Annotated in this window: 9 protein-coding genes and 1 pseudogene; 4 read left to right on the forward strand and 6 right to left on the reverse strand. The window is 40.0% G+C overall.

Features of this window, described 5'->3' with window-relative positions; genetic code table 11:
* Window positions 1–451: 451 nt before the first annotated feature.
* Complete coding sequence (locus ACTB0Y_RS07225) at window positions 452–6,709, forward strand: beta strand repeat-containing protein (protein ID WP_463206143.1); 6,258 nt, start codon at window positions 452–454, stop codon at window positions 6,707–6,709.
* Between the two features lie 243 nt (window positions 6,710–6,952).
* Here ACTB0Y_RS07225 and ACTB0Y_RS07230 read toward each other — a convergent pair whose 3' ends face one another.
* The 6 genes from ACTB0Y_RS07230 to ACTB0Y_RS07255 all read right to left on the reverse strand — a co-directional run bounded on the left by ACTB0Y_RS07230 (window position 6,953) and on the right by ACTB0Y_RS07255 (window position 10,301).
* A complete protein-coding gene (locus tag ACTB0Y_RS07230; protein WP_463206144.1) occupies window positions 6,953–7,309 on the reverse strand; it encodes a helix-turn-helix domain-containing protein in 357 nt (118 codons plus the stop codon).
* A 5-nt stretch (window positions 7,310–7,314) separates the two neighbouring features.
* A complete protein-coding gene (locus tag ACTB0Y_RS07235) occupies window positions 7,315–7,608 on the reverse strand; it encodes a type II toxin-antitoxin system HigB family toxin (protein ID WP_463206145.1) in 294 nt (97 codons plus the stop codon).
* 307 nt (window positions 7,609–7,915) lie between these two features.
* The gene (locus tag ACTB0Y_RS07240) at window positions 7,916–8,812 is read right to left on the reverse strand and encodes a helix-turn-helix transcriptional regulator (RefSeq protein ID WP_463206146.1); all 897 of its coding nucleotides are present in this window, start codon (window positions 8,810–8,812) and stop codon (window positions 7,916–7,918) included.
* Window positions 8,813–8,867: 55 nt separating this feature from the next.
* Window positions 8,868–9,194, reverse strand: a complete 327-nt coding sequence (locus ACTB0Y_RS07245) for an HIRAN domain-containing protein (RefSeq protein ID WP_463206147.1) — start codon at window positions 9,192–9,194, stop codon at window positions 8,868–8,870.
* 231 nt (window positions 9,195–9,425) lie between these two features.
* Window positions 9,426–9,710, reverse strand: a complete 285-nt coding sequence (locus ACTB0Y_RS07250) for a GroES family chaperonin (protein ID WP_463206148.1) — start codon at window positions 9,708–9,710, stop codon at window positions 9,426–9,428.
* Between the two features lie 24 nt (window positions 9,711–9,734).
* A complete protein-coding gene (locus tag ACTB0Y_RS07255) occupies window positions 9,735–10,301 on the reverse strand; it encodes a glutaredoxin family protein (protein WP_463206149.1) in 567 nt (188 codons plus the stop codon).
* A gap of 248 nt (window positions 10,302–10,549) precedes the next feature.
* Here ACTB0Y_RS07255 and ACTB0Y_RS07260 point away from each other — a divergent pair, with 248 nt between their 5' ends.
* From ACTB0Y_RS07260 to ACTB0Y_RS07270, 3 genes and pseudogenes are all read left to right on the forward strand, one after another.
* Window positions 10,550–12,451 carry a RecQ family ATP-dependent DNA helicase gene (locus ACTB0Y_RS07260; protein WP_463206150.1) on the forward strand — a complete coding sequence of 634 codons (1,902 nt, stop codon included), beginning with the start codon at window positions 10,550–10,552 and terminating at the stop codon, window positions 12,449–12,451.
* Between the two features lie 806 nt (window positions 12,452–13,257).
* Window positions 13,258–14,196, forward strand: a complete 939-nt coding sequence (locus ACTB0Y_RS07265; RefSeq protein ID WP_463206151.1) for a T9SS type A sorting domain-containing protein — start codon at window positions 13,258–13,260, stop codon at window positions 14,194–14,196.
* A gap of 72 nt (window positions 14,197–14,268) precedes the next feature.
* Window positions 14,269–16,666 (forward strand): annotated as a pseudogene (locus tag ACTB0Y_RS07270) (C25 family cysteine peptidase); the annotation flags it as partial.

Genomic DNA, 16,666 nt, shown 5'->3' on the forward strand with positions numbered 1-16,666 from the left:
CGCCATGCATCAACCTGTTATTTATGATGCAACTAAGTTCGATTGATTAAATTTTTGTTGCGATTGAAATATTACCATCAGCTCAAATTAGCTAACCGCACCAAACTGGAACCGAGCCGAAGTATGAGGTGAGCTCACGAAGGGTTGTGTGGTTGCTTTGTGGGTATGAGTAACTAAAATATCAATGAGGTTGAAGTTTTGAGAATAATATAGGATTATTCCTAATTTACAATTTGATGATATCTCTTTATTGAAATCTTAACAAGGTAAAGTGGGGGGTTTATGAGACAAGCCTGAGGTGAGCGGTTCCTACAAAATATCACCTTTTTGGTTGTGTAAATACAATGTTAGAGTACACATAATTCATTTGTTTTTATATAGTTATGTCAATATATTTTATTATATTGCAGTAATTGTGTTTTATCGCAATGCCAACTAAAAAACCACAGGAATGAAAACTTATAAAGAAATTATACTTATTGGGGCAATAATGCTATTTTCTTTTATTGATGTATTTTCGCAAACATCATGGACAGGCGCGGATAATACAAAATGGAAAGATACTGGTAACTGGACGAATGGTGTTCCAGGTATGAATACAGATGCTATAATAGGTGATGCTAACTTTACCGGAGCATATCAGCCTGAAGTTAAAGGTAAAACAGCCAACTGTCGAAATTTGACTCTGGGTAACGGCTCAAAAGTTTCTGAGCTAACCATAAATACAAATTTGAACATCCATAATAACCTGGTGATAGGTGCTAACGGAACAATTAACCATGGAGGTAATAATCGGACTATAACAATAACAGGGAATTGGGATAATTCCGGAACATATAGTCCCACAGGTGGAAATGTGCAGGTAACATTTGGTGGTATATCGCAAACCATAACCGGGGCTACAAATTTCGAAAACGTATCGATAAACAACTCCACGATCGTCACATTGAATGACAATATCTCAATTAGTGGTGATATGTACATCAATGGCACACTGGATCCTACTGTCGCTTACAACGTGTTTGGTACCGGAAACTTAATAGTTAATTCCGGGGGAACCCTTAAGGTGAAAGCCACTAATTTTAGCGACAACTATTCTGTAAGTGGCACCATAACTTTAAATGGGAATAGTACCGTAGATTATGCATCATCAACTATTGCACAAAATATTTCAGATAACTTTACTTATTGTAACCTTGTAATATCTGGAGGAACCACCAAATCTTTGGTAGGGAATTTACCTCCACTTTATTCAGCCAACGGTTTAGGGGGTATTGAGATTAACAATGGTGTGCTTGATTTAAAAACCTATATTGCTGACCGAGGTGCAGGTGTGGGTGGTTACTTTATAATTACTGCTGGATCTACCCTGAAAATAGGAGGTACAAATGGATTTCCTGCCAATTATAATAACACCAGCTTCGCTACAACCAGTACAGTATCTTATTATGGGAATGATCAGTCTGTATTGGCTACCTCATATGGAAATTTGAGCTTTAGTAGTTCTTCTGGTACTGTTGTAAAAACAATGCCTGTTGCTGTTTTCAATGTATTAGGTGACTTTTCCTGTCGGGCCGGTGATGGTACCGGAGTCTCTTTCACAGCCGGGAATAATATTAGTTTTTCAGGGAATGTTACACTGGGTCCTAATTCTACATTCAGTGCTTCTTCCCATAATATTGAGCTTTTTAGCAACTTAACCAATAGCGGAACCATTAACGGCAATACATCAACTTTCGATTTTTATGGGAACAACGCTGAAATATCAGGTAGCGGTACACATAATTACCACAATATAAATTTCAACAACCCGGGTATTATAGCAAGTGATACAACGCAAATAAATGTTTCAGGAGATCTAATTATTTCCAGTGGTGGTTCTTTTACGCATCAAAATGGGGGTATCCTCATTATGAGTGGAGCTTCCAAAAAAATTCAAGGTTCTCCAATTGTTTTATCAAATTACAATATTACGGGATCTATAACTGGATACGGAGCCATAGAAGTAACCGGAGACCTGTCCGTTGATGGATCTTATACAGGGGCAAGCTTGAATGATTTAATAATGAGTGGTACGGGTAAAAGCATTTTAGGGACTGGAACTATTGTTTTTTATGGACTCGATATCGCAGGAGAAATTACCACCAGTAGAAATATTACGATAAACAAAAACTTTATTGTTGAAACCACCGGTTCATTTACAGCATCTAATGGAACCATATCAATTGATGGTAATGCATCTTTTTCAGGAATTGCAAACTTATATCATCTGACCATCAACAGTGCTAAAAGTCTTACGATGGGTAGCAATTCAGTAATTGGAATTGCCGGAGCACTCACTGTTACCGGATCACTGGATGTAAGTAGTAATATCCCCAATACTATAAGCTACAATGCTTCAGGAGCCCAGAATATTACCAATACATCATATTATAACTTAACCACCGATGGCAGCGGTATAAAAACACCGCTTGGTAATTTTTTAGTCGCTAATGACTTAACAATAAGCGATGGTTCGACATTAGATGCTTCTTCTTACACCTTGACCATAAACGGAGACTTTTCTAATTTTGGCAGCTTCACTGCCGGTACATCAATTATTCAACTGGGAGGCGATTATGCCAGCAGTGTTATTGGAAATACAACTTTTAATGATCTAATCATCAATAAAAGTTTATCAACAACTTGGGTGACCTTAAGGAACAACATTTCAGTTAGGAACATTGATCTCTTTTCTGGAAACCTTGATACGGATTCAGATACCATCACTATTACGGGCACAAGACTCAACTCTGGTATTATTCTGGGTACTATTAAACGGCAGCATGCTTTTACCAATGCTACAGCTTATTATTTTGAAGGTCCGAATAATTATATTCAGTTTTCATCGCCTTCGGGCGACTTAAATTCTGTAACGGTAAACGTTGATGTTGGCTTTGTAACAGATTTCGATAATATATCGGAGTGTGTTACGCGAAAATATACTGTTTCTGTCCCCAATGGTACATATACCGATGCTGATTTTAGCTTCCATTATGAACAAAATGAAGTAAATGCCTTTATTGAACCAGATTTAGTGCTGTACAGGTACAATACCAACACATTAACCTGGGATAGCATTGGAGCCGATACAAGAGATGAGGTAAATAATTATGTAGAGAAATTAGGCAATTCAAATATTACCAGCAAATGGATTGCAACAGGCGACCGCAATATAGTACGATGGAATGGTTCCACAAGTTCTGCATGGAATGAGGCCTCAAACTGGACTACTATATCCGGTGACGATATGAGTAATAGAGTCCCCACAGCCAGCGACGTTGCTCAAATCGGATACGACGTTTTTACCAACAATCCAACATTGAGTTCGTCTGACACAGTAAATGTTTTGCGTTTTGGAGGTCTGCAGGAGGCAACTTTAAGCATTAATACAGATACACTTACAACTATAGGGAGTGTGCGGGGTATTTGGTCGGCCAATGCGCACCATACAATTGATGTTACCTCCGGAACCCTGGATGTTGGAACAAATTTAAGCCTCAGTGAAGATACGAGTGGACACTACATAACCCTCAATATTGGTAGCGGAACAGTTAAGACAACTTATAATCTGAATGATAACAGTTATGGCGAAATTGTTTTTACAGGAGCCGGGGTGTTGGATGTCGGAAAAAATTTCAATTATTCAACTGGCACATTTACTCGTGGTTCAGGAACTGTAATTTACTCAGGATCATCACCTCAGGTAGTAGCACCTGTTACATACAATAATTTATCATTTTCCAAAACAGCTCAAAAAGCATCAATTAATAATAAAACAACTGTAAAAGGTAATTTTTCCCTGAATAACGGCGGAGGTGTGGAGTTAAACGACTCTTTAATCGTAACTGGTAATTTTACCATTGGTGCGGGTACAGAACTTATTGAACAGGACACTTATTTATCCATTGAAGGCAATTGGGAAAACAACGGTACGTTTACTTCTACCAGTGGTACGGTTTGCTTTGATGGGAGCTTAGCTCAAACAGTTAATTCAAGTTCTTTTAATGGTTTTCAGGTTAATAAATCATCAGGTACGCTTACTTCAACTGGTGATATTTCAATCAGTGGTAATCTATTTATTAATAACGGTACATTTGATCTCGATACCTTTTTGGCCAACAGGGTTCATCAGGGGGGTACGTTCACCCTCAATGGCGGAGCCTACATGAAAGTAACTGGAGCAGATAATTTTCCTGAAAGGTTTAGTAATATTGAAATGGATACGACAAGCACTGTAGAGTACGATGGCTCTGTATCACAATCAATCGACTCTGTTGTTTACGGAAACCTCATTTTTACAAATGGAGGACCAAACGAGAAAATATTAACTGGTGATATTGAGGCATTGGGTAATTTTACGATTAATCCAGGAGCTACTGTTGAGCCGGGCTCAAACAGTCTAAAAATATATGGTAATTTTTCAAATAACGGAACCTTCAACCCAGCTACCAGCACACTTATACTGGATGGTGACACCAAAACTTTTTCAGGTGAAACCACTTTATATAACCTGTATACAATATCCGGAGATTATACATTTATATCAGGGCCCATTAGTATAAATGGGGATATTATTATTGATGAAAGTGCTTCTCTAAACTTTGGAGATGTAACACTCACGCTATTTGGTGATGCCACTAATAAAGGAGCCCTTACCAGCAGCGGAAATGTAAGTTTTGCGGGCACCCAGGTTCAAAGAATAAGGCTGCTCAATGCCATTACAAGTTCCTCAACCGGAGTGATAAACTTTAATGGTTCGGTAGAACCAATACTCAGTTCAACTAGTTCTCCCAACTTCTCTACTATCAATATCAATAATACGGCCGGTGTTAAAGCCAGTGTTCCCTGGACCGTATATTTAGCGATGAATATTGATGCCGCTGCAGCATTCCACGGCGGAGCATTAACACATACCATATATGGAAATTTTACAAATAATGGTACATTTACAAGTGAAGGCAAAATTAACTTTGTTCCGGCTGCACCCTATTCCGCTGGAGCTACTTTGACACTCGATGGTTCTGATTTTACCAGTACAGGAATAGTTGAATTTGGCGGATCAGTGCCTGTAACAATCTCAGAGAATAGTCCATTTTTTACTAATGTTTCTATTACAAACACCCATGCTACAGGTATCACCTTTCCTGATGGGATAGCCGTTCCTGGAAATCTGCTTATTGGGGCAGGCGCCATACTCAATGGCGGAACGGGACAAACAATCACCCTGTCAGGATCTCTCACCAACAATGGAACCTTTGATGCTGAAACATCAACTGTCCTTTGTCAGGGAACCCCAACCTCAATAAGCGGTTTTGGAACCAATAATTTTTACAACCTAACCATTGATGCCGCAGCAGAATTGAAGTTACAGACAGCAATTAATATTGCAGGTGATTTTATCAATAATAACATTTTTACACCAGAGGGATATACCGTGAAATTCAATGGTTCCACACCATCCACAATTGGTGGAACTACCTCCCCGGCCGTTTTTGATGTATTGGAAAATGATAAAACATTGGACTCCACTTCACTCAATGTTCCTGTAACCATTAATAACAGTTTAATACTAACCAATGGAATGCTGCATACCACAAGCACCAATTTGTTAACCTTAATAGATGATGCCACCAGCACCAGTGGAACCAAAACCAGCTTTGTAACAGGTCCGATTAAAAAAATTGGGAACGACGCTTTCGTTTTTCCTGTGGGAAACGATTCAATCTGGGGTCGTATTGGAATAACTGCTCCCAGTGATGTGAATGACCAATTTAGTGCCGAATATGCCGATTCTGGATATGCAAACACCACAAATCTCGCCGCCCCACTTTATAATGTAAGTGAAAATGAATACTGGACACTCACACGAGATGTTGGCACCAGCAATATTGCTGTTACCCTTTACTGGGATACTACAAGAAGTAATATTACAGATTTATCAGACCTTAGAGTGGCCCGGTTCGATGGTACAAATTGGGTAAGTGAAACACAAAACGGCGGTACCACAGGAACTACTTCAGCGGGATCAGTCACAAGCCAAACAGTTACTTCATTCAGTCCCTTTACGTTTGGGTCTTTAAGTTCAGAAGAAAACCCACTGCCGGTAGAATGGCTAAGTTTTACAGCTAAACTTAAATCCGGCCAGGTGGAAGTATGCTGGTCTACAGCTAGTGAGATTAATAACGATTATTTTATTGTTGAAAGAGGAAAAGACCCATTAAGTTTCACCAGAATTGAGAAAGTTAATAGTAGAGGAAATTACCCCACTGGTAATTCTTATTGCATATTTGATGAACAACCCATGAGGGGGTTAAACTACTACCGTTTGAAACAAGTAGACCTGGATGGAGGGTATGCGTATTCTGATATTGTGCTTGAAAACGTACATCTGGATTCCGGGAATTTTGTTACAATTTATCCCAACCCAGGAAAAAGTAAGGGAGACATAAAACTTCGTTTTAAATCATTAGATTTCGATAGAGTCAATGTTACCCTATATAGAAATACAGGGCAAAAACTTTTTGAGCAGAGTTTTCATAAAGACAGTTTTATTGGAAAAGATTTGATTATAAGCTCCAATAAAACCGGTGCTTTATCGCCCGGCCAATATGTTTTGGTAATTGATACAAAGTTACATATCATAAAAAAAGTATATACTGTCGATTAATATTTCGCTCAACGTTGCGGTGAGTTTTGTGTAACGATAACTTGTAATAACCTCTCAAACTGTACTGAGCCAAATTTACGATACTTTTCACAAAACAACCTGTCAACCTTTAGCTCGCGAGCACCATTAAAATTAAACAGATTGCGAGCAAATCGTAGATTTTGCGGAGGAAATTAAGCTCCCAAAACTCCTAACCCCGCCACAAGCGCCTTATACAAACTCGTCGCTGTTAGTAAAAGTGCTTTAATAATCTGCAATCAAAGACTCATAAGGAATTTTAAGGTCTTCATGCAACTGGCGAATCATTCTTAAGGTCAATTTACGTTTTCTATTTAGTATCTCAGAAACTCGACTTTTATATCCAATTATCTTCGCTAAATCACTTTTCTTCATTCCCATTTGTTCCATACGAAATTTAATCGCCTCGATTGGATCAGGATCGTCAATTGGGTAATATTCATCCTCATATTTTTCAATTAGGATGGATAAAATTTCAGCTTCATCTCCTTCTGTTGAGTCAATCGGCGCGTCAAAGATTTCTTCAAATCGCTCAAGAGCCTGTTGATAATCCTTTTCGTTTTTAATCACTTTTATATCCATAACAATTAAATTTTATTTGCATCAATTTTATCGTAGTCTTTATGTGTACCAATAAACCGAATGAAAAGCCATTGTCTTTCATAATTTATCTGTACTATCAATCGGTATTTATTTCCACATATGTTAAAAACTACTCGTCCTGCTTTAAGAATACTTGCGGTTGGGTATTGATTCTTGATATCATTTGGGTCTGTCCATTTCGCTTTACTTGCTTCTTTGTACCACGTTTTCAATTGATTTTCAGAATCTGAGTATTTCTCCCAAAATTCCCTCAGTATCTTTTTCGCAATGACTCTCATATTGTCTGTAATTATTTATTCGATAAAGATACAAAAAGGTTACCAATATGGTAAATTTATTATGGTTTTTTAATAAGAAATTTGAACGGTCGGTGCTGAGAGCATTTTTGCTAACGTTTGATTTGTACAATTGAGTTATAAATTAGTATAGCCTTATGGTAATTGTCAGACCCGGCTATCTTGAGAGATGCACATAATGCATTTGAGATTGTTGAAATCAAACTTAGGCTGAGGTAAAAAAACACCAAACTGGAACCGAGCCGAAGTTTGAGGCTATCTCACGAGGGATTGTGGATCCTTTAGCCATTTATATTCCGGCTGCTCCGGCTTTGTTTTTCACATAAGTCTTAAAGGCATCGGGTGCTATGATGGTAATTTCGCCGGGCAGGCCCAGCACAAATCGTCCAATGCCTTCCCACTTATACACCGGCACTTTAAGTAGGTATGCGTTGTTTTTTTGTGTCAGGTGTTTTTCGGCACCGGGAAATTCTTCTGAAAGGAGCAGGAATGCACGCCTTGTAAGCTGCAGTGTGGCAATGGTGCTTTTTTCGCCGGTCATGCCAAAGATATCTACACCATAGTTGCCATAGCTCGCTGAATAACGGATGGGCGTTTCTGTCAATTCAACCTTTTCGATGCGTTCGGTTTTAAATTCCTTGAGCATGCCATCTTCTACCTCCCAGGCAGCGAGGTAACGGTTATAACGGTACATGCGTATGGGTTCTATCAACCGGTCGCGTACCGTACCGCTGTTGAGCGATTGGTAATTGTGCAGCACCACCTGTGTTTTGTGTTTCATGGCATGGTACAGCAAAGAAATGTTGTTGCTTACGGACTGGTCGAAAATGGTTTCTGTGAGTTCGGGCATCTCTGCCATGGCGTAAAGCTTACTCATCAGGCTTTGCTGGAGCGGATGTTTTACCTGTTGGTTTTCCAGGGCTGTTTTAATCAGCTGAGCCTCTTCCAGCGTAAATGTAATCAGGTCCTCTACCTGCAGCCGTTTTTCATTCAGGGAGCGTATGCGATACCTGCCACGGTGGCTTTCTACATGAAAACCAATGTTGCGCAAAAGGCTCAGGTAACGTTCCACGGTGCGCTCACTTACCTCAAAATCTTCCTTGATATCGGCTTTTGTGCAGCCGAGTGGTGTGCGCAACCTGGCCAGCAATTGAAATATCCTGAATATTTTTTGGTGTTCGAGCATTATCTATCTAATAACATTCGAATGTAACATATTGCAGTGTAATTTGCAAGCAGGTCTATTTTTTTTGTGGTTTTACAAAAACGGCCACACGTACTTGTGCTTCCGGATGTTCTTCCTGATTCAGTTGTTGCACAATGGCTTCAAAAGCATCGTATCCGTTTTCTATCAGTAGCGCTATAGGCTTATTTTCTATTCTTGGCACATAACCAAGCTTAAAGTTTTCTATATACAACGCCACGGCATGGTCGTCGTGCCGGTTGTCGGGTTCGGTTATCAGTTTGAGTTTTTTGCCCACGGTCAAATGTTTAAATGCCAGGGCGCCTTCGTAATAAGTAAAACCGGCAATCTGAAAACTGGTCAAAAGTCTGCTTTTCTTCTGCATAATATATTTATTTTTAAGGTTCATGGACAATGATACGGGGGTGGGGCGACAATTAGTGTCGGATAAAGATTTTTTTGTAAAATTTCCCGGTTTTGTTGTTAGAGAGCCTGTAAACCATTGAATAATTGACAATAAAAAAAGGCGCCTTTCAGCGCCTCTTTCAATTACTCGTCAATGATGGTTGGAAATATATCATTTAACATGTTTGCTTAACCATTAAATACAATCAACTTAGATGGACTCGGTCTCAATAATTTTACCGAGAATGTCGGCGTAGGGCACCATACGGTAGTTTTTACCGTCAAATTCGAGTTCCTCGCCGGCACGGTCTTTAAACATAACGGTTTCGCCAACGGCGATTTCAGGGTGCTCGATTTGACTGATGGCAGTTACTACACCTGAATTATCCTGCTCTTTGGCTGAATCGGGAATAATAATTCCGGAAGCAGTTTTTTGTTCTTCCTGCTCCTTCAGCTCAATTAACACATGTTGGTTGATTGGTTGTAACTCTTTCATATTACTTTTCATTTAATGGTTAAATTATTCAATATTGAGTAATTGATTTATCTTGTTTCTGTCAAAACCTATTACGACCTGCCCGTCGATAACGGTTTGAGGTACACCTTGCTGCCCGCTGCGGTGGGCCATCTCCTGGGCTGCCTGATGGTCTTTCGAAACATCAATTTCGGTAAATGGCACTCTTTGCTCATTCAAATAGGCTTTCAGGCTGTTGCAATAAGTGCACGTAGGCGTGGTATACATAAGTATCGATTTACCGTCGCCACCTCCGCTGCTCGAGAAGGATGTAAACTCCCTGCCTTCGAACAAGGTTTCATAAAATCCTTCGCTTTGGCAACCTTTGATATGTTTTACTGGTTTGCCACCTTCAACTTTCACCAATGTGGGAGCAGCGCTCACGTCCAATGGTTTGTGCACATCGCGTGTTTTGTTCACATCAGCGGTAAATATTTTTGTACCGGTTTTTTCAGCAGCCTTTTGTATGCTTTTGTAAGCACACTCACTTTGGCTGCTTTCCGATTTGTATACCAATACATAGTATTCTGCTTGCTGATTTTTAATGTCTTCGGGTTTCTGTATCGTAATCATGTTTCATAATTTTTTCAAATAAACATATGTAGATATACGAATATTATACCAAAAATTGTGACATGTCAACCTGACAGCCATTGCTGTTGGGCTAAGTTTAATCCGGCATTGACTAATTCCGTTTGATTTTATAAAGTGAAGGAGTGGCCGTTTTAGTGTTTGGCTGTCGATTATTGAAGTTTTTACTATGAGTTTGGCTATTCAATTTTTATATCTTTGTAACAATCGCGCTATAGCCGCAAAGAAATATGGACAGATACCAAAAAATACTTAAGGACCATTGGGGTTACGATGATTTTCGGCCAATGCAGCACGAAATTATTTCGTCGGTGGGCAGTGGTCATGATACCCTTGGGTTGCTACCTACGGGAGGAGGGAAGTCCCTTACTTTTCAGGTTCCCTCATTGGCGCAGGACGGTATTTGCATTGTGGTAACGCCACTTATCGCACTTATGAAGGACCAGGTTTATAATTTGCGGGAACGTGGAATAAAGGCCCTGGCCATTTACAGCGGGCTTTCGAAAGATGAAATCGATACGGCACTCAATAACTGCATTTATGGCGATTATAAGTTTTTGTATGTGTCGCCTGAACGCCTAGGAACAGAATTGTTTCGCATACGCGTGCAGGGTATGAAAGTTAACCTCATTGCCATAGATGAAGCCCATTGTATATCGCAGTGGGGTTACGATTTTAGGCCGGCATATTTGGAAATTGCCAATTTGAGGGAATTAATTCCAAAAGCTCCTTTTTTGGCACTTACAGCCACTGCTACTCCAAAGGTGGTGGACGACATTATGGATAAGCTACAGTTCAAAGAGCGTAATCTGTTCAAAAAAAGCTTTGAGCGGAAAAATCTGGTCTATTGGGTTAAACATTCAGACGATAAGCTCAACGACCTCACACGGCTTTGCCAGCGCAATAAGGGAACAGGTGTAGTGTATGTGCGCAGCCGCAGGCGGACAAAAGAAATTGCAGAGCATTTGCAACGAAACCGCATAAGTGCCGATTACTACCATGCAGGCTTGTCGCCAGAGCGACGGGATGAAAAACAAGAGGATTGGAAAAGTAATCATATCCGGGTAATTGTGGCTACCAATGCCTTCGGTATGGGTATAGACAAGCCCGATGTGCGTTTTGTGGTACATATGGATTTGCCCGATTCGCTCGAAGCCTATTTTCAGGAAGCCGGCCGGGGAGGGCGCGATGAAAAAAAAGCCTACGGGATTCTTCTGTACAATAAACAGGACCATACACGGCTCAAACAGAGCTTTACCAATAGCTTCCCTGAGATAAAACTCATCAAGCAGATTTATGAGTCGCTTGGTAACTTTTATAACATGGCCGTGGGCTCGGGAAAAGGCATGAGCTATGATTTTATACTGGCCGATTTTGCTAAAACCTATGGCTACAGCATGATTCAGGCCTATAATGCGCTTAAGGTTTTGCAATCGGAGGGCTATATTGAACTTACAGACAGTGTACATAACCCCAGTAAAATTAAATTTCTTATTCACCGCGATGAATTGTACGAGTTTCAGGTAGCCAATGCAGCATTCGACAGGCTTATAAAATTGATTCTGAGAAGTTATACCGGGCTTTTTACCGATTTTGTTGCCATTGATGAACTTATGCTTGCACGCAGGGCAAAAAGTTCTGTGGAGGTTATTTTTAAATACCTGCAACGCCTCAATAACCTTAAAATAATTCGCTACGTCCCGCAAAAAAACAACCCGGTGGTGTTTTATCGCGAAGAGCGGCTCTCGCGCGAAAACCTTTATATATCGCGTGAAAATTATGATTTTCGTAAAAACATGGCAGCCAATAAATTAAAAGCAGCTGTGTATTATGCCGAAACACAGAATCGCTGTCGCAGCCAGATTTTACTGCAGTATTTTGGACAGAAAAATGCGCCAGAATGCGGACAGTGCGACTATTGTGTGAAAAAACGAAAAAATACGCCGTTGCCGAGCAAAGAAATCACACAGGCAATTTTAGCTGCTTTGCAAGAAAAACCGCTTTTACCAAAAGACCTGAAGAACCAGTTCCACGACCACCAGGAGGAGTTTATTGAGCGAACCCGTGAGTTGATGGAGCGGGGTATCATTATTCGCGATGAGGACGGAAAACTCTGTTTGAAAGGCGACTGATTTAAACACAGGCTAAAACGGATAAACGAAATAATCGGAGACCGACTCCGGGTCAGCCTCCGATTGGTAAAGTTCAGTGGTGCGCATACCTGTGTCAGGCTAGTCACAGTGCGCGTACCAGGTTCCATGTCCGGGAAGAAACTGATTTTGAAAACTTAGCCAGATGCCTCGCGCCGTGACTAAGCGCTGGCTGAATTGGCAATGCACAATTCACCCGGTGACTTATCTGCATGAGATATTTTTAATCCAAATAATGAAATCCGTCCATTCAAATTCTCTTTTATTAAGGTTTGTAGGTTTGATGATTTGTAAAAATGACTTCTAATAACATTGTTTATTTTGGTTTCGATTATATCAAACACGAGAACAATAGTTTAACTCATAACACACTGTTGTGCAATGCTATATTTCTGCAAACAAAAAACACTAAATTTATTGAAAAATAGTCTTTGAAAAAATTGTTTTTATCTAAATGTATTCGGAAATTTATAGTAAAATACAAAATTTAATACCAAACACAAGCGTAATATCATGCTTTTTTGCTTAATGTGTATTATTTCAAAGCAAAGTTTTAGATGAAAACAGAAAATACCCAGATATTAGAATGGCAAATTTAATAATAGCTATTGCTATAAACTAAAAGTAGAACCGGAAAGTACCGGACGGGGGAAGAGCACTGCCTGCAAGCTTCCCGGCCAGGCGGCAGGCTCCTCCCTTTCATCCCGGTACAATCCACAAAGTTAAAACTTATGTACAATAAAGATCCGGGAACAAATCAAAAATTCCCACAAAAAAAGCTTAAAATTATGAAAAAAACAATATTGTTTTTCAGTTTTACGTTGGTAATTGGTTATACCAATGCACAAGATTACATACCTATCCCCACCGACAGTGTAGTGTGGAGTGAATTGTACCAGCACCCGATAGACGATTCCATTCCGTTCCAGATTACGGATCACTATTTCGGTTTTCTGGGAGAAGATACGGTGATCAACGACACGGTGTATCAACAACTTGTCCAGTTCAGCGACACCGTTTTCGACCGGGCCCACGCCACCTACATGGGCGGTATGCGGCAGGAAAACCAAAAAGTGTACTACAGGGGCAATTATCATTGGGCTTCCATGTACGCTGGAAATGAGGCAGAAAGGTTATTGTATGATTTTTCCCTGGAAGAAGGTGATACTTTGTTTTTTCCACCACCAGGGCAATCCGTTATGCCTTATGATGTGGTAAGTAAGGTTGACTCCTTGTTTATTGGAGGGCAGTATCGTAAAACAATTGAATTTGAAATGTTTGATATCTGGAAATGGATAGAGGGCATTGGAAATACTTATGGTTTGTTGCTTGTGGAAGCACGCCCAACCGACGGTACCGACTTAGCACTTGTATGCCATTTTCACCGGGGCGAGTTACTGTTCCATAACGATAACTTAACTATTGGCGATGGAACTTGTTTTCCTTTTTACACGCCACCTGAGGGTATAAAAGATCAATCAATTGAAATACTTGCTGTAAGGCCAATGCCTGTAACGAGCACATCCTTTATCAAGACAGATGGCATTCGGGGAGTTCCTCAAATACTCCATATTTATAACATGACCGGGCAATTGGTGCAAACCCAAAAACTCAATGGACGCTCATCGGTTGCTCTTCACAGAAGCAATTTCAAGGCAGGAATGTACAGTTTCCTCCTTATAACCCAAAATCAACAGTATTACAAAGGAAGATTTATTGTTAACTAAAAAGAATTTATTATGAAATATCAAATCTTAATTATCATCATGCTTTTCATCGGAAGCTTGGTTCAGGCACAAATGAGCCATAGCGTTAATTTTTCTTCCGGTGACTATACCATTCAAACCGTAACGGCCGAAAACGGTGAAACCTACAATAAGATTGTATATGATGGATTACAGTTTATGGAAGAACCCGGCTATCCTGATATCCCGGTTCGTTATGTCAAACTGATTATTCCATCTGATAAAAAAGTTGAAGAAATAACAGTTCATAGCACGCAAACCACGACGCTGCCATTAGGCAATCGGCTTTATCCGGCACAATCACCGGTCCCGGTAGGTGGAACGTTAGAAGCCTTTACAGAACCCAATGCTATTGTTTATAACGCATCCGATCCATACAAAGCCCAAATTGTGGAGGTCATTAATCATGGGTTTTACGACGGGAATAATAAAATAGTGACTCTCGCAGTTTATCCTTTCCGTTATTTGCCCATTGCGGATGAACTCACCTTTTACGAAAATATGAGTATAACGCTGAATTTTGAAGATGCTGCTAAAGCTCCACGTAATGTGAGCAGTCGCGCCAGCCGATACAATGAAATATATGGTCAAATGCTGACCAAGATGGTGGATAACCCTGAAGACATTTCTGCTTATAAAGGAGCGACACCGGCTGCCAAAAGCTCATATTCGCATCCTTATTATGAATATATTATAATTACGTCAAGTGACCTTGAAACAGCTTTTGATGAATTCATAGCGTGGAAGGCTCGTAAAGGGATAAACATTGGTGTGGTTACAATGGACTATATTCGAAGTAATTATAATGGCGATAATATTTCAGGCATTTATGACGATGCAGGGAAAATACGTCAGTTTTTGGCAGATGCTTATAGTAATGGAGCAGTTTGGGCTCTCTTGGCCGGGGATCACACAAAAGTGCCAATTAGATATGGATATACAAAAGATACACTTAATAGTGATCACACCATTATCCCAACAGATTTATATTTTGCTGAGTTTAATGGTGACTGGAATGTGGATGGCGATGCCAATTATGGCGAGCCGGAAGATGATGTAGAGTACGAAACAGAAATATACACCGGTCGATTGCTTTGTACTAAAAACGCACAGATACACCGCTGGACAAACAAGGTAAAAAACTACGAAAACTACCCGGGAAAAGGTGATTTTAGCTATTTGAACAAATCATTATTTATTCAGGCAGATCAAATGCAGGATGGCCAACACGCACAGCAAGCGTTTATTCATTATCCTGATAACTTTTCAAGTCTCATTATAGAAGAAGAACCAACATATGATTCTGAAAATCCTACGGGACCCACCGGGGCAGAGGTTATTGCAGAAATGAATAATCATTATGGCGTTATGAGTTGGATGGGGCATGGCAAACCAGTGGGCATGGCTGTTATGACTGTTGGTGTTAATGAGAATTTACAAAACTCAAAATATGGTTTCTGTTCTGAAGATGATTCTATATATGAAAATTGGTTTTAAATTGAGGAAGCGGGCAATGGATTAGATAGCTTAACTAATTCGGAACATCCCAGTATAGTATATTCAATAAGTTGCACAAATGCACCCTTTGATGATTTTGCAACTGGAGTAAATATGATAAACCTGGCAGAAGGTTATACTACCAATACAACGGCAGGCGGGCCAGCTATTTTAGCCAATACCAGAAAAGGCTATGTTATTCCTTCAAAGTATTTATATTTTGAATTTTTAAATTTGGTTTTTTTAACGAATCAAAGCAATCATTTAGGTGTGGCCGAATCAGTCTCAAAAAGCAACCAAGGTGGTAGGTATTTATCTTATTCCCATAACCTTATCGGTTGCCCTGAGACTCGCCTTTGGACGAAAACGCCGGAAAAGGTTTATGCACAGGTTAACTACCAACAAGATCAGGTCTTGGTACTCAATGAAAGCAATGACCCCGTGAGCAATGTAACTGTCACCGTGGTTTTAGATGGGAATTATGAATCGGTGCAAACCGGAGCATCGGGTATCGCCGCTTTTTCATCGGATATTACTTACCAAACCCATGTGGCCGCTACAGGTAAAGATATATTGCCGGCATATACACACATTATGAAAGACCAGGAGGTTTGGACATCGGATAATTTTATCCGTGGTAATATTGTTGTGCCCACCGGTTACAGTGTAACTCTGGCAGATAATATTACAATTCCTGAAAATATAACTTTTATTGCAGAAAATGGTTCAACAATTAATTCAAATAGTGGAATCACCGTAGAAGGCACCCTCCGCCTCACCAACCAGCATTTAGAAAATCTGGATGTGGAAGTTAAAAACGGCGGCAAACTCATCATCGAAGATGCGGTAACTTTTGAAAGTAGCGCTTCTCTGACCCTGGAACAGGGTGCAACTATAGAGGGCACCAGTTCCGGAAATACACTGGTTATTAATGGCCCTTATAGTTGTGCGCCGA

It is taken from the genome of Salinivirga sp., assembly GCF_055145285.1.

Bases quoted from the DNA above. Each gene is read 5' to 3' on its own strand.
- ACTB0Y_RS07235 (WP_463206145.1), bottom strand. From the start codon at position 7,608: ATGAGAGTCATTGCGAAAAAGATACTGAGGGAATTTTGGGAGAAATAC.
- ACTB0Y_RS07230 (WP_463206144.1), bottom strand. From the start codon at position 7,309: ATGGATATAAAAGTGATTAAAAACGAAAAGGATTATCAACAGGCTCTT.
- ACTB0Y_RS07265 (WP_463206151.1), top strand. From the start codon at position 13,258: ATGAAAAAAACAATATTGTTTTTCAGTTTTACGTTGGTAATTGGTTAT.
- ACTB0Y_RS07255 (WP_463206149.1), bottom strand. From the start codon at position 10,301: ATGATTACGATACAGAAACCCGAAGACATTAAAAATCAGCAAGCAGAA.
- ACTB0Y_RS07240 (WP_463206146.1), bottom strand. From the start codon at position 8,812: ATGCTCGAACACCAAAAAATATTCAGGATATTTCAATTGCTGGCCAGG.
- ACTB0Y_RS07250 (WP_463206148.1), bottom strand. From the start codon at position 9,710: ATGAAAGAGTTACAACCAATCAACCAACATGTGTTAATTGAGCTGAAG.
- ACTB0Y_RS07245 (WP_463206147.1), bottom strand. From the start codon at position 9,194: ATGCAGAAGAAAAGCAGACTTTTGACCAGTTTTCAGATTGCCGGTTTT.
- ACTB0Y_RS07260 (WP_463206150.1), top strand. From the start codon at position 10,550: ATGGACAGATACCAAAAAATACTTAAGGACCATTGGGGTTACGATGAT.
- ACTB0Y_RS07225 (WP_463206143.1), top strand. From the start codon at position 452: ATGAAAACTTATAAAGAAATTATACTTATTGGGGCAATAATGCTATTT.